21 protein-coding genes, 2 tRNA genes and 1 pseudogene are annotated in these 19,921 nt (G+C 62.0%); 17 read left to right on the top strand and 7 right to left on the bottom strand.

All coding sequences use genetic code 11. The features are described 5' to 3' along the window. The first annotated feature begins 26 nt into the window (after positions 1-26). The 5 genes from AB4Y36_RS01620 (at position 27) to AB4Y36_RS01600 (ending at position 4,922) form a co-directional block, all read left to right on the top strand. Positions 27-965 carry a YicC family protein gene (locus AB4Y36_RS01620; protein ID WP_069262677.1) on the top strand — a complete coding sequence of 313 codons (939 nt, stop codon included), beginning with the start codon at positions 27-29 and terminating at the stop codon, positions 963-965. A gap of 14 nt (positions 966-979) precedes the next feature. Next, entirely contained in the window at positions 980-1,693 is a 714-nt protein-coding gene (gene gmk / locus AB4Y36_RS01615) for a guanylate kinase (RefSeq protein WP_069262947.1), read from the top strand. 40 nt (positions 1,694-1,733) lie between these two features. After that, the gene (rpoZ, locus tag AB4Y36_RS01610) at positions 1,734-1,937 is read left to right on the top strand and encodes a DNA-directed RNA polymerase subunit omega (protein WP_006400783.1); all 204 of its coding nucleotides are present in this window, start codon (positions 1,734-1,736) and stop codon (positions 1,935-1,937) included. A gap of 90 nt (positions 1,938-2,027) precedes the next feature. Continuing rightward, the gene (locus AB4Y36_RS01605) at positions 2,028-4,394 is read left to right on the top strand and encodes a bifunctional (p)ppGpp synthetase/guanosine-3',5'-bis(diphosphate) 3'-pyrophosphohydrolase (protein WP_342948547.1); all 2,367 of its coding nucleotides are present in this window, start codon (positions 2,028-2,030) and stop codon (positions 4,392-4,394) included. A gap of 48 nt (positions 4,395-4,442) precedes the next feature. Continuing rightward, positions 4,443-4,922: a phage protein NinX family protein gene (locus AB4Y36_RS01600; protein ID WP_368682168.1), complete on the top strand. Its 480-nt coding sequence runs from the start codon at positions 4,443-4,445 to the stop codon at positions 4,920-4,922. 87 nt (positions 4,923-5,009) lie between these two features. On the opposite strand, the gene AB4Y36_RS01595 is transcribed toward AB4Y36_RS01600, so the two are convergent. Continuing rightward, positions 5,010-5,086: transfer RNA gene (locus tag AB4Y36_RS01595), tRNA-Arg, on the bottom strand. A gap of 81 nt (positions 5,087-5,167) precedes the next feature. Beyond that, positions 5,168-5,244: transfer RNA gene (locus tag AB4Y36_RS01590), tRNA-Arg, on the bottom strand. Between the two features lie 127 nt (positions 5,245-5,371). Between AB4Y36_RS01590 and greB the strand changes: the two genes are divergently transcribed. Continuing rightward, entirely contained in the window at positions 5,372-5,932 is a 561-nt protein-coding gene (greB, locus tag AB4Y36_RS01585) for a transcription elongation factor GreB (RefSeq protein WP_368682167.1), read from the top strand. Between the two features lie 89 nt (positions 5,933-6,021). Here the strand turns inward: greB and AB4Y36_RS01580 are convergent, their stop codons facing one another. Both AB4Y36_RS01580 and AB4Y36_RS01575 read right to left on the bottom strand, forming a co-directional pair. Next, entirely contained in the window at positions 6,022-7,173 is a 1,152-nt protein-coding gene (locus AB4Y36_RS01580; RefSeq protein WP_069262673.1) for a porin, read from the bottom strand. A 548-nt stretch (positions 7,174-7,721) separates the two neighbouring features. After that, entirely contained in the window at positions 7,722-7,922 is a 201-nt protein-coding gene (locus AB4Y36_RS01575; RefSeq protein ID WP_083245145.1) for a hypothetical protein, read from the bottom strand. 411 nt (positions 7,923-8,333) lie between these two features. Between AB4Y36_RS01575 and AB4Y36_RS01570 the strand changes: the two genes are divergently transcribed. Continuing rightward, positions 8,334-8,537, top strand: a complete 204-nt coding sequence (locus tag AB4Y36_RS01570; RefSeq protein WP_028205165.1) for a cold-shock protein — start codon at positions 8,334-8,336, stop codon at positions 8,535-8,537. A gap of 277 nt (positions 8,538-8,814) precedes the next feature. After that, positions 8,815-9,981, top strand: a complete 1,167-nt coding sequence (locus tag AB4Y36_RS01565; protein WP_368682166.1) for an exonuclease domain-containing protein — start codon at positions 8,815-8,817, stop codon at positions 9,979-9,981. Between the two features lie 6 nt (positions 9,982-9,987). Here the strand turns inward: AB4Y36_RS01565 and AB4Y36_RS01560 are convergent, their stop codons facing one another. The 3 genes from AB4Y36_RS01560 to AB4Y36_RS01550 all read right to left on the bottom strand — a co-directional run bounded on the left by AB4Y36_RS01560 (position 9,988) and on the right by AB4Y36_RS01550 (position 12,665). Next, the gene (locus AB4Y36_RS01560; protein ID WP_368682165.1) at positions 9,988-10,578 is read right to left on the bottom strand and encodes a chorismate mutase; all 591 of its coding nucleotides are present in this window, start codon (positions 10,576-10,578) and stop codon (positions 9,988-9,990) included. A gap of 256 nt (positions 10,579-10,834) precedes the next feature. Then, on the bottom strand, positions 10,835-10,984 hold the full coding sequence (locus AB4Y36_RS01555; RefSeq protein ID WP_176732842.1) for a hypothetical protein: 150 nt from the start codon (positions 10,982-10,984) through the stop codon (positions 10,835-10,837). A gap of 562 nt (positions 10,985-11,546) precedes the next feature. After that, complete coding sequence (locus AB4Y36_RS01550; protein ID WP_368603984.1) at positions 11,547-12,665, bottom strand: aldo/keto reductase; 1,119 nt, start codon at positions 12,663-12,665, stop codon at positions 11,547-11,549. Positions 12,666-12,782: 117 nt separating this feature from the next. Between AB4Y36_RS01550 and AB4Y36_RS01545 the strand changes: the two genes are divergently transcribed. The 9 genes and pseudogenes from AB4Y36_RS01545 (at position 12,783) to AB4Y36_RS01505 (ending at position 19,564) form a co-directional block, all read left to right on the top strand. Continuing rightward, positions 12,783-13,736: a LysR family transcriptional regulator gene (locus AB4Y36_RS01545; RefSeq protein ID WP_368682164.1), complete on the top strand. Its 954-nt coding sequence runs from the start codon at positions 12,783-12,785 to the stop codon at positions 13,734-13,736. Between the two features lie 344 nt (positions 13,737-14,080). After that, positions 14,081-15,481, top strand: a complete 1,401-nt coding sequence (locus tag AB4Y36_RS01540) for a tyrosine-type recombinase/integrase (RefSeq protein ID WP_368682163.1) — start codon at positions 14,081-14,083, stop codon at positions 15,479-15,481. Positions 15,482-15,521: 40 nt separating this feature from the next. Further along, on the top strand, positions 15,522-15,839 hold the full coding sequence (locus tag AB4Y36_RS01535) for a hypothetical protein (protein ID WP_368682162.1): 318 nt from the start codon (positions 15,522-15,524) through the stop codon (positions 15,837-15,839). Positions 15,840-15,939: 100 nt separating this feature from the next. Continuing rightward, positions 15,940-16,542 carry a hypothetical protein gene (locus AB4Y36_RS01530; protein ID WP_368682161.1) on the top strand — a complete coding sequence of 201 codons (603 nt, stop codon included), beginning with the start codon at positions 15,940-15,942 and terminating at the stop codon, positions 16,540-16,542. Between the two features lie 209 nt (positions 16,543-16,751). Beyond that, positions 16,752-16,979, top strand: coding sequence for a DNA-binding protein (locus tag AB4Y36_RS01525; RefSeq protein WP_368682160.1), 228 nt, complete (start codon positions 16,752-16,754; stop codon positions 16,977-16,979). Between the two features lie 111 nt (positions 16,980-17,090). Further along, positions 17,091-17,957, top strand: a complete 867-nt coding sequence (locus AB4Y36_RS01520) for a helix-turn-helix domain-containing protein (protein ID WP_368682159.1) — start codon at positions 17,091-17,093, stop codon at positions 17,955-17,957. A gap of 204 nt (positions 17,958-18,161) precedes the next feature. Next, entirely contained in the window at positions 18,162-18,446 is a 285-nt protein-coding gene (locus tag AB4Y36_RS01515; RefSeq protein ID WP_368682158.1) for a hypothetical protein, read from the top strand. 316 nt (positions 18,447-18,762) lie between these two features. Further along, positions 18,763-19,083, top strand: a pseudogene (locus tag AB4Y36_RS01510) (single-stranded DNA-binding protein); the annotation flags it as partial. A gap of 211 nt (positions 19,084-19,294) precedes the next feature. After that, a complete protein-coding gene (locus AB4Y36_RS01505; protein WP_368682157.1) occupies positions 19,295-19,564 on the top strand; it encodes a hypothetical protein in 270 nt (89 codons plus the stop codon). The last annotated feature ends 357 nt before the right edge of the window (positions 19,565-19,921 follow it).

Genomic DNA, 19,921 nt, shown 5'->3' with positions numbered 1-19,921 from the left:
CCACGGCTTTCTTCGCGAGACGAACCATGATTTACAGCATGACCGGCTATGCCAGCGCCACGCGCGAGCTTGCTGCGGCTTCGGGCACGGGCGGCGCGAGTGTCTCCGTCGAATTGCGCACGGTGAATTCGCGCTTTCTCGATCTGAATTTCCGCATGCCCGAAGACGTGCGCGTGTGCGAGCCCACGCTGCGCGAAATGCTGATGACGAAGCTCTCGCGCGGCAAGGTCGACATCCGCATCAACATCCAGAAGAGCGAGCAGGGCGCCAATGCGGGCGCGCTCAACCGCGATGCGCTCGACCAGCTCGCCGGGCTCGAGCGTGCGGTGCTCGAAGCGTTTCCCGAATCGGGTCGTCTGCGCACGGGCGAGATCCTGCGTTGGCCCGGCGTGCTAGCGGAAAGCGGCGTGGCGCCCGAGGTGCTGCGCGACGCCGTGCTCGGCTGTGGCAAGCAGGCCATCGCCGACCTGATCGAAGTGCGCGCGCGCGAAGGCGCGCAGCTCGCCAACATGCTGCTCGCGAACGTGACCGAAATGGAGGCGATCGTCGCACGCATCACGCCGCTCGTGCCGGAGCTGATCGCGAAGCACCAGCAGAAGATCGTCGAGCGCCTGCAGGAAGCGCTCGGCATCGCCGCGCCGGACAGCAACGGCAACGGCGGCAGCATCGGTAACATCTCGCGCGAAGAAATCGCCGAGCGCATTCGCCAGGAAGTGACGATGTATGGCATTCGCATCGACATCGCCGAAGAGCTCTCGCGCCTCACGGCGCACCTGAACGAAACGCGTCACGTGATCGAGAAGGGCGGCCGGGTCGGCAAGCGTCTCGACTTCATGATGCAGGAGCTCAACCGCGAAGCGAACACGCTCGGCTCGAAGGCGGCGGCGAAGGAACTCGCGGACGCCTCGATGACGCTCAAGCTGCTCATCGAGCAGATGCGCGAGCAGGTTCAGAATCTCGAATGAAGGAAGCAACGAACATGACCGACCAAAGCAGCGCCCCCAAAACGGACGCGAAGCACGACAAAAAGCGCAATCCGTATGCGGGCATGTACCCCGGCAACCTCTTCATGGTGGTGGCGCCTTCGGGGGCGGGCAAGTCGACGCTCGTGAACGCGCTGCTCGCTGAAGACAGCGCGATCCGCCTGTCGGTTTCGTACACGACGCGCGCGCCGCGTTCGAAGGAGCGCGACGGCGAGCACTATCACTTCACGACCGTCGACGACTTCCTCACGCGCCACGCCGCGGGCGAGTTTCTCGAGAGCGCAGAAGTGCATGGCAACTACTACGCCACGTCGCGCGTGTGGATCGAAGACCAGATGAAAATCGGCCATGACGTCCTGCTCGAAATCGACTGGCAAGGCGCGCAGCAAGTGAAGAAGCAGTTCCGCAATGCGGTGGAAATCTTCATCCTGCCGCCCTCGCTCGAAGCGCTCGCCGACCGCCTGAAAAAGCGCGGCGAAGACGAGCCGAACGTCATCACGCGGCGCCTGCTCGCAGCGGGCAGCGAGATCGCGCACGCGAGCGAATCGGAGTATGTCGTGATCAACGAGAACTTCGATCGCGCGTTGCAGGAGCTGCGCAATATCGTGAGTGCTACGCGCCTGCGCTTCGCTTCGCAATACGCGCGGCATACCGAGCTCTTCGTGCAGCTCGGTATCCACCACCCGCAGCCCGGCGCGTCGGGCACATAAGGTAGAATAAGAACCTGCTGAGAATGAGAAGGAACCCGACATGGCCCGCATCACCGTCGAAGATTGTCTGAAACAGATTCCGAACCGCTTCGAACTGGCGCTCGCCGCGACGTATCGCGCCCGCCAGCTCGCACAAGGTCACACGCCCAAGATCGAAAGCCGCGACAAGCCAACCGTTGTCGCGCTGCGCGAGATCGCGGCTGGCCAGGTCGGCCTCGAAATGCTGAAGAAGGTGCCCGTCTAAGGGCGCGTTCCGAGGCATTGTCGATCGCCATGTAGTTCGTACCGCCGCAGCCGCTTAACCGTCAACGCCAAACCTGATACGGAGGGGAACATGAGCATCACGCCCTCGCCGGCCACCGACGTGGACCAGGAAGCCGAGACTGCGAGCCCTGCGCGCAATTACATCGACGCGGTCCTCGAACAGTCGTTTCGACATCTGTTCGGTCCGACCGCGACGCCGGAGCAGCCCCGCAAGCACGGGGTCGTCTCCATCGCCAATCTGACCGCCGCGCTCTCCGGTTACCTCACTCCCGAGGAAATCAAGGAGGTCAAGGCGGCGTTCCACTTCAGCGATGAGGCCCACCTCGGGCAATATCGCCAGAGCGGCGAACCCTATATCACCCATCCCGTCGCCGTCGCGGAAATCTGCGCCGGCTGGAAGCTCGACGCGCAGTCCATCATGGCCGCGCTCCTGCACGACGTGATGGAAGACCAGGGCGTGACCAAGGCGGAACTCGCCGAGCGCTTCGGCGCGAAGGTCGCGGAACTGGTCGATGGCCTGTCGAAACTCGACAAGATGGAGTTCCGCAACCGCGAGGAAGCGCAGGCGGAGAACTTCCGCAAGATGCTCCTCGCGATGGCGCGCGACGTGCGCGTGATTCTGGTGAAGCTCGCCGACCGGCTGCACAACATGCGCACCCTCGGTGCGGTGCCGCCCGAAAAGCGCCGCCGCGTGGCGCGCGAGACCATCGACATCTACGCGCCCATCGCGCACCGTCTAGGCCTGAACAACACCTATCGCGAACTGCAGGACCTGAGCTTCGCGAACTTCAATCCGAATCGCTACGCCACGCTCGAAAAGGCGGTGAAGGCCGCGCGCGGCAATCGCCGCGAAGTGGTCAGCAAGATTCTGGAAGCGGTGCAGCGCGCAATTGCCGACGCTAAGCTCGACGCCGAAGTCACCGGCCGCGAGAAGACCATCTTCAGCATTTACAAGAAGATGCGCGACAAGCAGTTGTCGTTCTCGCAGGTGCTCGACGTGTACGGTTTTCGCGTCGTGGTCGAATCGGCGCTCGAGTGCTACACCTGCATCGGCGCGCTCCATGCGCTCTACAAACCGGTTCCGGGCAAGTTCAAGGACTACATCGCCATTCCCAAGGTGAACGGCTATCAGTCCCTGCACACCACGCTCGTGGGCCCGTTCGGCGCGCCGATCGAGTTCCAGGTGCGTACGCGCAAGATGCACGAGATCGCCGAAGCCGGCGTGGCGGCGCACTGGCTCTACAAGAACGGCGGCGCCGATCTCAACGACGTGCAAAAGCGCGCGCACCAGTGGCTCAAGTCGCTGCTCGACATCCAGAGCGAGGTGGGCGACTCGAGCGAATTCCTCGAACACGTCAAGATCGACCTGTTCCCGGACGCCGTCTATGTCTTCACGCCGAAGTCCAGGATCATGGCGCTGCCGCGCGGCGCCACAGCGCTCGACTTTGCTTATTCGATCCACAGCGACCTCGGCAACCAGTGCGTGGCCGTGAAGATCAATAACGAGTTGCTGCCGCTGCGTACGGAACTGAAGAGCGGCGACATCGTCGAGGTGATCACGGCGCCGTACTCCAAGCCGAATCCGGCGTGGCTCGGCTTCGTGCGGACCGGCAAGGCGCGTTCGGCGATCCGGCACTACCTGAAGACGATGCGTCTCACGGAGTCGGTGCAGCTGGGCGAGCGGCTCGTCGATCAGGCGCTCAAGGGCTATGGCTACCAGCTTTCGGAGGTCACGCCGGAAGTGTGGGAGAAGCTGGTCCTGTGGACCGGCAACAAGAACCGCCAGGAAATTTTCGCCGACATCGGTCTTGGCCGGCGCGTGGCGGCGGTTATGGCCAAGCGCATCGAAGTGCTGATGAGCGGCCAGGACGCCGACGACGCCGAGCATCACCATCCGCCGCGCGACCCGAATGCGCCGCCGGCGCCGCCTGTCGTCATTACGGGCACCGAGGGCATGTCGGTGCAGCTTTCGGCTTGCTGCCGCCCGATTCCCGGCGACGACATCATGGGCTACATAGGCATCGGCCTCGGCATGGCGATCCATACGACCGACTGCCGCGTGGCACAGCGCATCCACCGGCGCGACCCGGGCCGCTGGATCGACGTGGCGTGGGCGCCGCAACCGGGGCGTCTGTTCGACGTCGCCGTCAAGGTGCTGGTCAAGAATACCAAGGGCGTGTTCGCGCGCGTGGCGGCCGACATTACGTCGGCAGACGCCAATATCGTGCACATCGCGATGGACGACGATCTGGCGCAGGAATCGAACATGTTGCGCTTCGTGATCCAGGTGAGTGATCGCGTGCACCTCGCGAACGTCATGCGCCGCGTGCGCACGAATCCGGACGTGATGCGCATCGCGCGCGAGCGCTCGAGCGACGACGGGCATCATCGCCACGACGGCGGCATGCGCATCGAGCGCGAGCGCGCGGACTATTGATCGGGGCGCGTGCGCCCTCTTCCTTCGAACCGAAACGAGGGACTCGCAATGAACGTAGCTGAACTCACCGGCCTCGCACTCGATTACTGGGTGGCACGCAGCCTGCCGGACTTCGTGCGTGAAATCTATTTCACCGACAGCGGCGAGACCGTCGCCGTGCGCGGCAACGACCGCGGGCGTCCGTGGGATGGCCGCTTCATGCCCACCGATTCGTGGGAGGCGGCCGGCGTGGTGCTCGACCGCGCGAGGCGCGTGGAACTGCGCGAAGGCGAGCCGGCTTCCTGTGTGGCCGAGTTCGAGGGTGAATCGCGTGCAGTGCAAGCCTACGGAGAAACCACGCGCGAGGCGCTGCTGCGGGCGTTTGTCGCGAGCCGCTTTGGTGAGACGGTAGGGGAGATGCTGCGTCAGCCCCAGGCATTGCTAGGGATGGGTATGGAGCCGGTGGCGGAGCCCAGTGCGATTGGCGACGTGGAGGACCTGCCGCGTCCCGACGCCCAGATTGGCGATATCGGCGCGCCACCGCGTTAGGCTCCGCTTCTCGCGCGAACCCTGCGCAGCCAATTCAGCAGCTGAAAAGACAAAGGGCCTTTCCATTCGGAAAGGCCCTTTATTTGGTGGCGCGGCTGGCAGGATTCGAACCCACGACCCCTTGGTTCGTAGCCAAGTACTCTATCCAACTGAGCTACAGCCGCACGCTAAAACGATACTACTTACTACAGTATACTGCTTGAAACCCTTCCCGGATCGAACAGACGAGAAACGTTTCGAATAAGTGGCGCGGCTGGCAGGATTCGAACCCACGACCCCTTGGTTCGTAGCCAAGTACTCTATCCAACTGAGCTACAGCCGCACGCAGAAAAGAGATTATAGCAGGGCTTTAAAAAAAGGGAAGGCCCTGTCGTGATTTGTGTTGCGGCGAGGTTCGTGTACGCTGGTAGTCATGACTGAATCAGTACACGTACCGCAGTGATCCCATCATGAACAAGGCATTTGTCAAAGAATCGACCGACGACGACGACGATCTCGAAGCCGGTCTCCCGGAAGTTCCCGCCGGCACGAAGAACTACATCACGCCCGCCGGCTATGAGCGCATGCGCAGCGAACTGCTGCACCTGATCGACGAGGAGCGGCCCGAAGTGGTCAAACTCGTCTCATGGGCGGCCTCGAACGGCGACCGTTCCGAAAACGGCGACTACATCTACGGCAAGCGCCGGCTGCGCGAAATCGACCGCCGCATCCGCTTCCTCACGAAACGGCTGGATCTGGCCGAAGTCGTGGACAGCAGCCGGCAGGAGAGTGTGGACCAGGTGTTCTTCGGCGCGACCGTCGAGTACGGCACCGGGGACGGCGAGGCGCATTCGATCACGATCGTCGGCATCGACGAGGTCGATCTCGACCTCGGCCACGTGAGCTGGGTGTCACCCATCGCGCGGGCGCTTCTGAAGGCGAAGATCGGCGATCAGGTCACGCTGCACACGCCGGCGGGGCCGGAGCCGATCGACGTCCTGGACGTGCGCTATCCGCCGCCGCGCGCCTGAGCGTATCGGTTGCCGCAGAAATAAGAAAAGGCACCCGCGGGTGCCTTTTTCAGCTGCAGTGCTGGCCGAGACGGCCAGCAGCGTGCTGCTTAGAAGCGGTGACGCATACCGACCGTCACAGCAACCTGGTCTTGACGGGTCGAAGCCGAACCCAGACCGTTCAGGTACGCGCCGATACCGTCCTGGTTCGACGACACGTGCTGCCAGTCGCCTTGCAGGTAGACGTCGGTGCGCTTCGACAGTGCGTAGTCCGACTGCAGTGCGACCGTGTTGTAGTTCGGGTTCACGCCGCCGCCGAAGTTCGCACGGGTGTACGTGTACGCGCCAGCCAGGCTCAGGGCCGGGGTCAGAGCGTAACGGATGTTGCCTTCAAAGTTCTGGAAGCGTGCGCTGTTACCGCCCAGCGAGATGCCCTTGCTCGTACCCGACTGCGCCGGCGAAATGTTGATCGCGTTGCCCAGTTGGGTTTGCGTGTAGACGAAGCCAGCCGTTGCCGGGCCGAACGTGTAGTTCACGCCGCCGCCGAACGTGCTTTGGCGGCCTGCGCCGAACGTGTAGTCGCCCGCTTGCGCGCCCGAGAACGAAGACGAGTTGAACTGCTGGTTGTTGATGTTGTTGTTTGCGTGCAGGTAAGCAGCTGCAACGTTCAGGCCGGCGTAGTTATACGTCGCGCCGAAGCTGTACGCACGGTTGTTCGCGAATTCGGTGCTGTTCGAGAACGAGTACGTGCCGCCGAACTTGAAGCCAGCGTAGTTGACGCTCGAGTACTTGATCGTGTTGTTGAAACGGACCGAGTTGTTCAGATTGTCGTTGTCATACGGGTGGGCAGCGATCGTGCCACCGTATTGCGTGCCGGTGTTCGACAGCGGTGCAAGGTAGTCGACCACGGAGTCGTACTGGCGACCGAGGGTGACCGCGCCGAACTGGTCGCTTGCCAGACCGACGAACGCCTGGCGGCCGAACATGCGGCTCGACTGGCCAAGCGTACCGTTCTGGATGTTGAAGCCGTTTTCCAACGTGAAGATGGCCTTCAGACCGCCACCGAGGTCTTCAGCGCCACGCAGGCCCCAACGGCTGCCGTTGACGGTGCCGCTCGATGCCTTCCAGAGGCTGTGGCCGCCGGAGTTGTTTGCGTAGGTGATGCCTGCGTCGATCAGGCCGTACAGCGTAACGCTGCTTTGCGCGTGTGCAGCCGTTGCAAAAACGCCCGTCAGGGCGGCGACCATGAGAGTCTTTTTCATCTTTGTAACTCCGAGAACAGAGGTGGGTTTCGTTGAACCCTGTTTGGGAAACCGACCATGCGAAGCGCAGCGAGAGGCAAAGTTCGCGTGGTACGAATTAATCAGTCCGAGACAATCAGTCCGAGACGGTTTCCAGACAGGCAGAGTGTAGAGAGGGTGCTCGAAGAGGGGGTATTCCGAATTCCGCAATAAAGTATTGCGATATCGGAAATGATTATCTCGCTCGTCTTAAGCCCTGCTGGTAAAGGCTTTGAGCGGATTTCTCGGGAGAGGGATGAAACTGTCAACCGATCGAGCGTTGTGCGATCGCTACAACAATCGGTTGCGGAAAACGGCCTAAAACGATTTCAACTGATTATTGCGCGCAGCGTAACAGATGATTGCGCGCCGTATACTTAATCGTGAGACCTGGCTCCGGCTATACTTCAATCGCTGCTTTCCGAAGCAGACTTTTTCGTTGACGAAAAAGATCTCCAAACCTTTGTCGGCGCGGCCTTTTCAGCCGCGCTTTTTTTTGCCTGTCTTCAGCCACGCGCGCTACGCGTACCTTATCGGGTGCCCGCATGCGGCGGTTCCGGCTGCAGGCTCCAGTCTTCCATTACGTAGTGCCTGGCGTCCATAGGGGAACACAGCAGGTTGTGCCAGTGGTCCCCGTGCCATGCGCCGTAGGTTTCGGCTTCTTCAGCCGTTGGCGCAATCCCGTCCGTTTGTACGAGCCAGTGAATCCATCGCTGCAGAGCTGTCAGCATGATGACCTCCGATGCCGCTAACAATATGAATCATGAATTGAATGTATTACTCGAACAACCGGGAGAAACACTTACGTTTGACACGAATTGTTACACTTCGGGAAAACTTCCCGGTAGAAATGACGTGAGCGAGATAATCGGGTAAAAACGACGTACTTTTATATATTCATTCGGATGGCATACGATTTTCTCGCCGCTTTTTGATGCGTACCGCTTTTATCGCTGAATCGGGAATGCTGTTATAAAAAATTCTCTTGACTGGCGATTGTCGTTCCCCGTATAACGGCAAGGCTGATTTTCGTTCTGCTGCATTTCAAAACCTGGAATTCGCGAAGCGGGACGGCGGGAATTGGCTGGATACGGCGTGAGGGTTATTACCCGCGTCATTAAAATCTCGAGGGAAACTGAAACATGGAAACCGGTATCGTCAAATGGTTCAATGATGCGAAGGGCTTTGGCTTCATCACGTCTGACGCGGGCGGCGACGATCTGTTCGCGCACTTCTCGGAAATCCGCGCCGACGGCTTCAAGTCGTTGAAGGAGAACCAGCGTGTGTCGTTCGACGTCAAGGTCGGTCCGAAGGGCAAGCAGGCCGCGAACATTCAGCCGCTGTAAGTACAGCGTGCGAGCGCTCGCTACGCGAACGCTCATGCGACACCAGACCCCGGGCAAACCCCGGGGTTTTTTTATTTTGACATATTGATATTTAGTCAAATCTACTTGTCATGCTTTTAGTCGCGGAATTAATCGGGAAAACCCTGGAATCCGGGATTTTTCTGATTCGGGTTTTCACTAAAAGGCAAAAGTCGTAGTTGCACTGCCGGAACCGTCGGCGCATGGCGTCCAAACGGTGCATACTTGGGCCGTTTTCCATTTCCCCTGTCGTTTTCCCATGTTTGAATCCTCCTCGAGCGCCGCACAGCCCGCCGGCGATCTTCCCATCGTCTTCGTGGACCTCGAGACGACCGGCGGTTCGCCAGGCGAGCACCGCATTACCGAAGTTGGCGTTGTAGAGGTGGCCCAAGGACAGGTGACACGATGGAGCACCCTCGTCGATCCCGGTCAGCCTATCCCGCCCTTTATCCAGCAGCTCACCGGTATTACGGACCAGATGGTGCGCGGCGCGCCGCGCTTCGACGAGATTGCCGCGGAACTCCACGAGCGACTCGCCGGCAAGCTCTTTGTGGCGCACAACGCGGCCTTCGATCGCGGCTTTCTGCGCGCAGAGTTCGAGCGTGCCGGTTATTCCTTCAACCCCGATGTGCTGTGCACCGTGCGCCTGTCGCGGGCGCTTTTTCCGGGTGAGAAGCGCCACGGGCTCGACGCGCTGGTCGAACGCCACGCGCTCGTGCCGTCCGATCGACATCGCGCGCTCGCCGACGCCGATCTCCTCTGGCAATTCTGGCAGCGGCTACCCGTGCTAGTGCCCGGGGAAGCGCTGGCGTCGCAGATCGAGCGTACGACGCGCCGCCACGTACTCGCCGGCGACATCACCGACGAACTCATCGACACGGCGCCGGCAGGCCACGGCGTGTATGCGTTCTACGGCGAGAACGACGTCCCGCTCTATGTGGGGCGCAGCGTGCGGGTGCGCCAGCGTGTGCGTGCGCATCTTTCGGGTGAGCGGCGCTCGTCGCGCGAACAACGGATGGCGCAGCAGGTCCGTCGCGTGGAGTGGCGAGCGACAGGCGGCGAGCTTGGCGCGCTCCTTGTCGAGGCGCAATGGATCGCCACGCTCAAGCCCTCGTTCAATCGCATGCCGCGTGTGTCGAAGCGCGACCCTGCCGACCTTGGGGCGGCGCCCTGGCCATTCGGCGGCGCAGTGGTCGTGCTCGAGCAGGACTCGACGAATGGCGCCGACGTTTATCACCTGATCGATCGCTGGTGCTATATGGGCGCCTTTCCCACCACTACCGAGGCTGAGGCGCTGGTGGACCACAGCGCCGAGCGGGTATTCGAGCTCTCGACCTGGCGCATCCTGCAGACGCACTTCGAACGCGGCCTTCGCGTGCAGGTGCTGCAGCCCTCCGAGGCCGACGGCCTCACGAGCGCGGCATAGCAGCGCTTAGGCGGTTCCGCCCACGCCGCCCGCTTCGCACACGTGTTCCAGCGCCTGATTCATCGCATTCGTGCGCGCGGAGTCGTATCGTGTGAGCTCCTTCCAGTTCGCCACCGTCCTTTCGACGCGCGCCGGGCAATCCGGTGCGCTGCGCAGCGGCTGCACGCGTGCGAGCGCGCCGATCAATTGTCCGGTGAGTCTGTCGAGTTGCGGCCGTGTCGCCGTAGCGAGATCGGGTGCCGGGTCGCTGGGCGCCTGGGAGGCACGCCACGTGTCGAATAGCGACTTCTGCATTTGCGTGCTGGCATCGATCTGATCGCGGAAGAATGCACGCGCAAACGCGGGATCGACGCCGGCTGCCGTGGCGCGCTTCTGCACGTCGGCGAGCAGGGCGTCTTCGCGGGGCGTATCGGTGATCGGCTTGTGATGCTGCCATTTCCAGTGCGCGACCGGTTCGGCGAGCGCCAGCCGCTGGGAAACGAGCGCGACGAGGTTGGTCAGGGCGGTGTCGTCACCGTCGGCGTGGACGGATGCGATCGGCAGGGCGAAGAGCAGCGCTGCAGCGCAACGCGCGCTCACACGGGTCAGCAATGTCATCGAGTGGAAGAGAGACGCCGGCAATAAAAACCGAAGCATAGCCGGTTATGGCGCGCTTGGTCTAACGGCGCTGAGGTCGAACCTTCGAGATGGTCGCATCGAGGCGCGCCCGCGATCCAGCGCGCCGGGTGCAAGCTGCCAGTGCGCAAAACTGCGCGCAGCACGACACGCGCGTCCCCGAGCTACGCGTGTCTTTAGGCACACGAACGTCTACCGAGTGCGTAAGCTCGCGAGCGCGTACGTGTGCGTTTCCCCGTCACTTCTGTTCGTGTGCCTTGCGTTGCTCGTCGAGAAATGCGCGCACGTGAGCGGGCAATTCATCGCCGAGAAACTCAACGGCCACCGGTTCCGGATCCGGGCTGAAGACTTGGTCCGGGGTCGGAACCCTTGGCGGTTTGGCGTCCATGATCTTTCTCCTATGTAAGCCGATTATCCGGCTCGCTACTTCTGCTGCGCTAGTCCCGCTTACGGTAACAGTGCTTTTCTCGCACGCGTGTTGCTTCTTCGCACAGCGATACAAATGATTAACGGCGCGGGAATATAATTGTTGAGATGTCCTTCGTACTGTCGCATGCTGCGTGAATCGCGCACGTCCCACCGCACGTCCCACGTTTCTCCCAACACTCCCGCGCAGCATCTGCTGCACTTGCACAACGCCTCGAGCGCACTTCCCCCGGCTCTGAGCACGGCGCGGGTTCTGCCGCCTTGCCGCGTTCGTATTGCGCGACGCCGCAAGGGCGGGCCGGTCCTTCGGCCTTGGCTTGCACATACCGTTTATGTACAACGGTCGATTATGCTTAGCCGTTGACGTCGAAACGTTAATAAGAATTAAAACTATGTAAGCGACCGTTTCTATCCAATTGGGCGATTAATACTTTGTTGCGCGTCATTTGGCCGCGATTAATGACCGAACGTGCGTAAATGGCCGCGCATTGGGGCGCGCCCTCTTGATGCACTCAGATAATTCGTTACGTTTGGGCCTCCGGCGGCGCCGGCACGCGCTGCACGTGAGCATGGTTCGCGGGCGTCGCGCGCACGTCCACCTGACCGTGAATACGTGACTGGTGGACGTCCGCGAACATGTAGTACGGGAACGGGTGCGCGGGCTCGGAGGCCGCATCGAGACGCGCGACCAGTTCGGGCGCGAGCGTGAAGTCGAGCGCGCCAAGCGACTCTTCGAGTTGCTCCGACCTGGTCGCGCCCACGATGATGCTCGCCACGCCGCGCTTCTGATACAGCCAGTTCAACGCGACCTGCGCCATGGGCCGGTTGGCCTCGTGCGCGACCCGCTCGAGCTCGGCGACGATCGCGAAGTTGCGCGCCGAGAGCTTGTCGAAGCCGGGCGGCGGCTTGGCGCCCATCGTCTGCAAGCGGCCCGCACCGCTCACGCCTTCGCTTGCCTGCGACGGCCGATATTTTCCCGACAGCACGCCCATGCCGAGCGGACTCCAGGGCACGAGCCCCATGCCGAGTTGCGTCGCGAGATCGGCGAATTCGTGTTCCGCGTTGCGCTCGATCAGGGAGTATTCGAGCTGCATGGCGGCTACCGGCTCGAAGCCGCGCCAGTCGGCCAGCGTCTGCGCGCGGCCCGCGTACCAGGCGGGCACGTCGGAGAGGCCCACGTAGCGGATCTTGCCGGCGCGCACGGCGTCGTCCATGGCGCGCATCACTTCGTCGACGGGCGTCATACGGTCCCACGTATGCAGGTAATAGAGATCGATGTAGTCGGTGCCGAGGCGTTTGAGCGAGCCGTCGAGCGCACGCAGCAGGTTCTTGCGATGGTTGCCGCCGGCGTTCGGATTGCCCGCTTGCGCGTTGTATGAATACTTGGTGGCGATGACGAGTCGCTCACGCAGACCGCGTGCCGCCGCGAAGCGCCCGACCCAGGTTTCGCTCGTGCCTTCTGTATAGAGATCGGCGGTATCGATGAAATTGCCGCCTGCGTCGACATAGAGGTCGAAGAGTCGCTGTGCGGCGGCTTCGTCGGCGCCCCAGCCCCATTCGGTGCCGAACGTCATCGTGCCGAGGGCGATGGGGCTGACGCGTAGGCCCGAGCGGCCGAGCAGGGTATAGCTGTCGAGTTTCATGGCGGTTTCCTCAAAGAGTGATTGGCGAACGCGAACTCATCTTGCGCTATTCCTTTTTGTGGAAAAATCGGGTTCACCTGAAAGCACTGTGAAGTCAGGCTTCACAATGGAGACGAGATGAGCCCGGTTTCCACTCCGGCGTTAGCGCCGCCCGTCACCTCGGGACTGGCGGGACGCCTGCCTGCACTGCTGGCGGTGGCTGCTGTCGCGCGCCACGGCAGCTTCACGCGTGCGGCGTCCGCCGCGGGCTTCTCGACGTCGGCGCTATCGCAAACCGTGCGTGCGCTCGAAGCGCAACTCGGCGTGAGGCTCTTCAATCGCACGACGCGCCGGGTCGCGCTGACCGAGGCCGGCGCGCAGTTTCTCGCGCGCGTCCAGCCCGCGCTCTCACAGATCGAGGCGGCGTTCGAGGCGCTCGACGCCTCGCGCGACGCGCCGGCCGGCACGCTGCGCATCAACCTGCCGCGCGTGGCGAGCGAATTGCTCGTCATGCCGCATCTCGCGGAATTCATGACGCGTTATCCGCAGATCAAGCTCGAACTCGCGCTCGACGATGGTTTTGCCGATCTGGTCGGCGACGGCTTCGATGCAGGCATTCGCCTGGGCGAATCGGTTGCGCCGGGCATGGTGGCGGTGCCGATCGGCGGGCCGATTCGCATCGTCGTGGTGGGCTCGCCCGCATACTTCGAACGCCACGGCCGGCCGGTCACCCCCGACGACCTGGCCGCGCATGATTGCCTGCACTATCGCTTCGCGACGGGCGGGGTCTACCGATGGGAGTTCGCGCAGCCGGGCGACCCTGGGCGCGTGTTCGAAGTGGTCACCGAGGGCCGCTTCGTGACGAACGATCTGCGTACGATGGTGCGCGCCTCGGAGCAGGGCGTGGGTCTTCTGCACGTGATCGAGGATTACGTGCGCGCGCCGCTGGAGGAAGGCCGGCTCGTGCCGGTGCTCGAGCCGTGGGGCGCATCGTTTCCGGGGTTCTATTTGTATACGGTCGGACGTGCGCAGTTGCCGCCCAAGCTGCGTGCGTTCATCGACTTTCTGCGCGAGAAGCGTGAGGGCGCTTAAGCTCAGGTAGCGCGACTTGGGGCGATGGGAGGATGGGATGGCAGAGGCGGGCGAGGCCGCTGCGCGCACGCCGACGCCACAAAGCAAAAAGCCCAGTCGAAGACTGGGCTTTTTGCTTGAATCCTGGTGCCGGAAAGAGGAATCGAACCCCCGACCTTCGCATTACGAATGCGAGAAAGTTTCAATTCCTCAGTGTTGATTGTTTGTCATGAAATCCAAGAAGTCCAGCATTTACAGTAACTTACAACCGTGGGTTACATTCCTTTTCGTTGATTGGTATTCCTAGTTTGACCTATAATCTGCCTACACGGTGCCTACATGGATACGGCGCCAAAGGACAGGCAATGGCAAAGGTCAACTTCACGGCGGATCGGGTCGCCTCGTTCGAGGCGGTACCGGGCAAGACACAGACGATCTACTGGGATGCCAAGGCGCCAGGGTTGGGCTTGCGTGTAACGCCTGCCGGCGCGCGCTCCTACATCTTTGAATCCCGTCTGTTCGGCAAGACGGTACGCATCACGATCGGCGATGCTCGTGCGTATACGCTCGGCAAGGCTCGCACTGAAGCCTCACGGCTGAAAACAACGATCGATGACGGCAAAGACCCCCGCGAGCAGGCAGCCGGGGAGCGAGCCGCACATGAGGCCCGCCGGCTTGAAGCACGCCGCCAAGCGGCGTCCGTGGGTGATGCGTGGTCCGATTACCTCGAGTACCTGAAAACGGCTATTTCCCCCAAGACGAAGCAACCTCGTTCCGCTCGCTATTTGGCCGACCATATCGCTCTGGCCGCTCCCGGTGGCGAGCCGTTGAAGCGCGGCAAGGGAAAGACCGTACGCGGTCCGCTCGCGCCGCTCATGTCGCTTAAGCTGTCGGAGTTGACCGCAAAGACGGTGGCGACATGGCTTGCAAATGAAGCGCGTGAGCGCCCGACCAACGCCGCACACGCTTATCGTCTGTTGAAAGCTTTCATCCGGTGGTGTGCCGGTCACGACGAATACGTGGGGGCCATTCCGCCGGATGCCTACGATTCGCCAAAAGTGACGGCGGCGCTACCGCAAAGCAAGGCAAAGGACGGGGACAGCCTGCAGCGCGAACAACTGCGTACGTGGTTCGAGGCAGTGCGCAAGGTCGACAACCCCTTTATCTCCGTCTACCTCCAAGGGCTTCTGATCACCGGCGCTCGCCGTGAGGAACTGGCCGCGCTCACTTGGGATGACGTTGACTTCAAATGGCGTAGCCTTGCTATTGCCGACAAGGTGGAGCAGGAGACGGGCCGCGTCATTCCGCTGACGCCTTATCTCGCATCCTTGCTGGCGGAGTTGAAGCGCATCAACGAGACGCCGCCCAATGTCCGCCAGATGCGCACGCTTGCCGCCCGCGGCGAGACGTGGAAACCGTCGCCGTGGGTGTTTTCAAGCAAAACCGCCGCCGATGGAAAGATTGCCGAGCCTCGGTTTGCGCACAATCGAGCGCTTGCCGCTGCTGGGTTGCCGCATGTGACATTGCATGGCTTGCGCCGCTCGTTCGGCACGTTGTCAGAGTGGTGCGAAGTGCCGGTGGGCGTGGTGGCACAGATTCAAGGCCATAAGCCCTCCGCATTGGCGGAGAAACACTATCGCCGTCGGCCGCTCGATCTGCTGCGTATGTGGCACGACAAAATCGAGGCGTGGTTGCTCGAACAGGCAGGTATCAAGTTCGTACCGGAACAGCAGAAGGAAGGTTTGAGGGATGTAACCGCCGCCTGACGGTCTTCGGGCAGAGCGGCGACGCAGGTGCTCGAACACCATGCGCCGCCTGACCACAATGCGACCTGTACAGGAGGTTCGTATCATGGCTAACGAAGAGTCTAACGCCGTTTCGCCGGTATCTGCGGAGCAAGTCAGGGCAGTCGCAAACCGCTGCGGTGAGCTTTACTTCGCGTTCGTCGGTATGTGGGAGATGTGCGACAGGCTGGAGGGGCAAGGCGACGCCGCAAACACAATTTCGATGTTCAAAGAGCTGCTTCGGTCTGCGGCGCGCGACATGGAAACGTGCCACGAGCTGCTCACGCACGGCAAAACGGGCTCGAGCGGCAATTTCGCGGATTACTTCGGCGCTGTATAGTCGGTTGGACCGCGCCTAGCCCGACGGGGCGAAAGCGGGCAATCCTGAGCCCGTTGGTGCGGTCTTCTACTTCAGGAACTTTGCGTTGCAGGAAGCGCAAATGACTGAGTTCATTTCCCTACGGGCCGTGCTCGAACGCATCGCCCATCAACACGGCACATTGAAAGCCGCCGCGAAAGCACTGTGCGAATTGCTGCAGCCTTTCTTTGACGAAATGCACCCCCAAGGTATCGCCAGGCCGAGAAACCGCCTGTGGCTCGTCGATGGAGCGTTCGGCGCAAAAGCATGTGACATTGATTCAGCCCGCCGGGCTTGGAAGCTCGTCATCGATGTCGCCAACCTGGGCGACTTCGAACGAACCGAAAATGGTGCGCCACGTCCAGCTTATGACGCGTACGGATTCAAACCGGAAATCCTCGACGTGCTCGCCGAAACGCCCACTCCGAGCCAAGATCCGCCGCCCAAGACCATTGCAGCGACTGTGCCACCCGTGCCGTCGCCCACAGTCGATGAAACGCCCGAGCAGCGCCGAGCGCGCGTAGCGGCCGTAGTAGCAAAGTGCAGCGGAAACAAAACTGCTGCCGGGCGCGAACTCGGCATTTCCCGTCAACGCGTTGATCAAATTCTCGCGTCCAATCCGGTAGCGCCGCCGCCTAGCGACCCGTTCAATTTGAGCTCTAAGGCGGGTTCGAAGCGCCACTAGGCAGCACCGCAAGCCCTTGCGGTTTGAGCGCAAGCCCTTGCGCCCCCCTTGCGGTCCCCCTTGGTGCAAATCGCTAGGAGCCTTTCTGGACAGGGGTTTTCGCCCCGTCTTCGGATCGCAAGGGGGGCTTGCGCTTGACGCAAGGGGGGCTTGCGGTACGAAGGTTGTGTCGTCATCAACACAACCGCTCTGCGCGGAATGGAACGACGATGCAATCCCCCTACATCAAAACCGACAGCCTCGCTGCGTTGGAGATCCTGTCGACCAATGAAGCTGCCGCGGCGCTCGGTCGCCGCCCGCAGACTCTCAGAAAGTGGGCCGCCCTTGAAAACGGCCCGATCCTCCCATTGCGAATCAATGGCCGGTTGGCATGGCGCGTAGCTGACCTGAAAAAGCTGTTGACCGGCGATACCGAAACCCGCACGGCTGCGGCCTGAGAGGTGCGCCATGGGAGGCGACAAAAAAGCCGCGATGAACGCGGCTAAAAGACTGAGCGCGTTGAGTGTAGTCGAGGCTGTGTCGCGGTGCAACGTGGGCTGGAGGTCGTGATGTCTATCAAGCTCATGACCGCGGTATGGGACCGTTTCACCAGGGGCGGATCGTTCAAGCTCATCATGCTCGCACTCGCGGATTACGCAAATGACGACGGCTATCTCTTTCCGTCGATGCGCGCTATAGCCCGCAAATGCTGCCTGTCCGAATCGCAGGCGCGTCGCATCATGCATGAGCTGACCCGCAAGCATCGTCTGATCGAGGTTGTCGGTAACGAACACGGCGGCTCGCATAAAGCTACCTGTCGGTATCGCTTGCGGCTTGATCGTCTGATGGTCGATGGCGGCGATAAAGTTATCCACACCCCTAGCGCCGATGCTACCCCTAGCGCCGATGCTACCCCTAGCGCCGATGCTACCCCTAGCGCCGATGCTAGTGCACGCCTAGCGCCGATGCGCGCTACGCCTAGCGCCGGTGCTAGCCAAACCATCATTAATCGTCAACCAACCATCAAAGAGCGCGCTCCGCGCTTCGACGCTCGAGAGCGTCTTCTCTCGTTGGGCGTTGCAGAACAAGTTTCGAAAGACTGGATCGCGATGTGCAAGAGCAGGCGCATAGCGATATCGCTGACGATGCTCGAAGGTCTGCAACGGGAGGCCGCAAAAGCGTCCCTCACGCTTGAGGACGCCTTGAGACTGTGTTGCGAACGAGGTTGGCGAAGCTTCAAGGCGGATTGGCTGCAAGACGGAAGTAGCAATGCGGCGGCTGGGCGGCAGCCCACGGACGACTGGGACAGATCGCATGCCGGCATCGACCGAAAGGCACGCGAACTCGGCATGGCCGGCCGCGGAAACGAGAGCTACGACTCGCTCAAGGAGCGGATCTGGAAGAAATTGCGCGAATTGCGCGAGGGGAATGCGTGATGGCAACGGCAACTGAGCAGCTCGAGTCGTGGCGCCTCTTCCTGGGCGCAGTCGACGCAGCGAATGGCGGCAATTTCGAGCCGGTCCGTGCGATCGTCGCGCGGGTTCGTGAGCGCTTCGGCGATGCCGCTGCATCTGCCCAGCGCCGTTCGCTTTGGCGTTGCATCAGGGCGGGGAAGTCCGCCAGCACGACAGGAGACGGCCGTGAGTGACGGATTCCGCACAGCTTGGGGCCCGGTCCTGACAGCCGAAGATGTCGATCGGCGACGGGCGGAGCTGATCTCGATCATCGAGGACTTGGCCAGCATGGAGCGTTGGCAGAGCGAGCTTCGGGACTACACGCTTGCAATGGCGCGCCGTTGCCCGCTACCCGACCTGCTGCCGAACCTCGCCGCATTCCGCGAGGTACATGCCGAAGTCGCCGCGCGTGCTGCTGTCGACCAGGACAAACAGCGGTTGCAGGGCTTCGAAGATCGGGGGCCGAAGTGATGAGCAGCCTTACTCAATTTCGCGCGCGAGCGGACGGCAACGCCTTGCCCTGTGCCCTTGAGATACCCGCAAAGGCATCCGCAATGTGTCTCCCATCCGTCTCGCCAAAACGCCATGCAACGGTGGTCGGGCACAGACGAACGGTGTTCACCCGTTTTGCGCGTGCCGTGACAGGTGCCGAAACTCGGGGAAAACCCGGCTTTTCGCGGTTAAGCGGTGGTCGTTTAGGGCTTCGTGCCATCGTCACAGGTCGGCATAAAAAGCGGGAAAAGACGGGTTTTATGGCCCTGTCCAGTCCCATTTCCTGGGAGTCTTAATGATTGACGCACTCATAAGCGGCCGGATGTACGGCACGGCGACAAGCAGGACGGGTCAAAGCGGCAAGTCGTTTGTGACGGCAAAAGTGCGCGTGCCCGCTGGTGATGGCGAAGCGATGTTCATGAACGTGATTACGTTCAGCACGACGGTTGGTGAGGCGTTACTTGCCCTCGCCGACGGCGATTCCGTGGCGCTGGCGGGCTCGCTGACGCCGAAGGCATGGATAGACCGTCAGGGCGAGGCGAAGCCGTCTATGGACCTCGTAGCGCATGCAGTGCTGACGGCTTACCACGTGAGACGCAAGCGCGCCGGCATGCAGGCCGAGAGCGGGGACTCTGAGCGTAGCGGTGCCGGGGCTGCGAGCGGGAGCGTTCGCGCAAGCCGTCCGCCACTCATCCGCCAGCCGCGCGGTCAGGGCAAGGGAGCGGGAAGGAGCGCGACGCCCATAGACGGCGCGCGTCAGGCAGCAATGATGTACGGCAACGGCGCTTTGCCGGACGATGACCTGTGATTACTGGGTGAGCGATGCAATGAAAGCCGCTGAATCCGCCACGTCGATGCTTGAGATCGATCTCGACCATCCAGCGTTCGCGGGCATGACTGCCGCGGAAACCTACGTGCTCGTGACGATGGCGATGCAGATGGACCGCGAGGGGCGCGTGTGCGGCGTGCCGGCCCGGCTTGCGACAAGCACGTATTACAGGGTTCTGAAACGGCTGGTGGCACGCGGCCTTGCCGAAAAGGTGGGCGGCTCATGGCGCGTCGTGCCGGAGTTCGCACGGAGGACGCAAAGCACGTAGGTACAGCAACACGGGCTGCAATACGTGCAAGGTGCAGGGGAAGTAGTTGTGTCTAAGGGCAACCGGAATTGGCCGGACATGCCCGTAAGGAGAATATTGTGGCGGATGCGGGCATAGGCGAGGCAGCAGGCGCGGAAGCAGCCAAGAGCGCGGGTGAAGCGGCGGCGGCAGGAGGTTCAGCAGCAGCCGGATTGGGCGATGTTGCTGCAGGCTCTGTGCTGGCGGATGCGGGCGCAACGTTGGGCGGCGTAGGTGCCTCCGCAGGGCTGGGCGGTGGTGCTGCTGTCGGCGCCGGCGCTTTGGGATCGGCAACGCTCGATTCGATTGGCGCGGGCCTCGGCGAGGGTATTGCCAGCG

The sequence above is a fragment of the Paraburkholderia sp. BR10936 genome, from assembly GCF_040965735.1.
In the GTDB taxonomy this organism is placed as follows: Bacteria; Pseudomonadota; Gammaproteobacteria; order Burkholderiales; family Burkholderiaceae; genus Paraburkholderia; species Paraburkholderia nodosa_A.
Note: the sequence above shows the minus strand (reverse complement) of the source record. Positions and strands in the feature narration are given on the sequence as shown.

Excerpts from the sequence above, each read along its gene's own strand:
- AB4Y36_RS01560 (WP_368682165.1), bottom strand. The coding sequence starts at position 10,578 with ATGACATTGCTGACCCGTGTGAGCGCGCGTTGCGCTGCAGCGCTGCTC.
- AB4Y36_RS01505 (WP_368682157.1), top strand. The coding sequence starts at position 19,295 with ATGAAAGCCGCTGAATCCGCCACGTCGATGCTTGAGATCGATCTCGAC.
- rpoZ (WP_006400783.1), top strand. The coding sequence starts at position 1,734 with ATGGCCCGCATCACCGTCGAAGATTGTCTGAAACAGATTCCGAACCGC.
- AB4Y36_RS01555 (WP_176732842.1), bottom strand. The coding sequence starts at position 10,984 with ATGGACGCCAAACCGCCAAGGGTTCCGACCCCGGACCAAGTCTTCAGC.
- AB4Y36_RS01550 (WP_368603984.1), bottom strand. The coding sequence starts at position 12,665 with ATGAAACTCGACAGCTATACCCTGCTCGGCCGCTCGGGCCTACGCGTC.
- AB4Y36_RS01620 (WP_069262677.1), top strand. The coding sequence starts at position 27 with ATGATTTACAGCATGACCGGCTATGCCAGCGCCACGCGCGAGCTTGCT.
- AB4Y36_RS01530 (WP_368682161.1), top strand. The coding sequence starts at position 15,940 with ATGACTGAGTTCATTTCCCTACGGGCCGTGCTCGAACGCATCGCCCAT.
- greB (WP_368682167.1), top strand. The coding sequence starts at position 5,372 with ATGAACAAGGCATTTGTCAAAGAATCGACCGACGACGACGACGATCTC.
- AB4Y36_RS01605 (WP_342948547.1), top strand. The coding sequence starts at position 2,028 with ATGAGCATCACGCCCTCGCCGGCCACCGACGTGGACCAGGAAGCCGAG.
- AB4Y36_RS01520 (WP_368682159.1), top strand. The coding sequence starts at position 17,091 with ATGTCTATCAAGCTCATGACCGCGGTATGGGACCGTTTCACCAGGGGC.
- gmk (WP_069262947.1), top strand. The coding sequence starts at position 980 with ATGACCGACCAAAGCAGCGCCCCCAAAACGGACGCGAAGCACGACAAA.
- AB4Y36_RS01575 (WP_083245145.1), bottom strand. The coding sequence starts at position 7,922 with ATGCTGACAGCTCTGCAGCGATGGATTCACTGGCTCGTACAAACGGAC.
- AB4Y36_RS01580 (WP_069262673.1), bottom strand. The coding sequence starts at position 7,173 with ATGAAAAAGACTCTCATGGTCGCCGCCCTGACGGGCGTTTTTGCAACG.
- AB4Y36_RS01600 (WP_368682168.1), top strand. The coding sequence starts at position 4,443 with ATGAACGTAGCTGAACTCACCGGCCTCGCACTCGATTACTGGGTGGCA.
- AB4Y36_RS01545 (WP_368682164.1), top strand. The coding sequence starts at position 12,783 with ATGAGCCCGGTTTCCACTCCGGCGTTAGCGCCGCCCGTCACCTCGGGA.
- AB4Y36_RS01540 (WP_368682163.1), top strand. The coding sequence starts at position 14,081 with ATGGCAAAGGTCAACTTCACGGCGGATCGGGTCGCCTCGTTCGAGGCG.
- AB4Y36_RS01525 (WP_368682160.1), top strand. The coding sequence starts at position 16,752 with ATGCAATCCCCCTACATCAAAACCGACAGCCTCGCTGCGTTGGAGATC.
- AB4Y36_RS01570 (WP_028205165.1), top strand. The coding sequence starts at position 8,334 with ATGGAAACCGGTATCGTCAAATGGTTCAATGATGCGAAGGGCTTTGGC.
- AB4Y36_RS01535 (WP_368682162.1), top strand. The coding sequence starts at position 15,522 with ATGCGCCGCCTGACCACAATGCGACCTGTACAGGAGGTTCGTATCATG.
- AB4Y36_RS01565 (WP_368682166.1), top strand. The coding sequence starts at position 8,815 with ATGTTTGAATCCTCCTCGAGCGCCGCACAGCCCGCCGGCGATCTTCCC.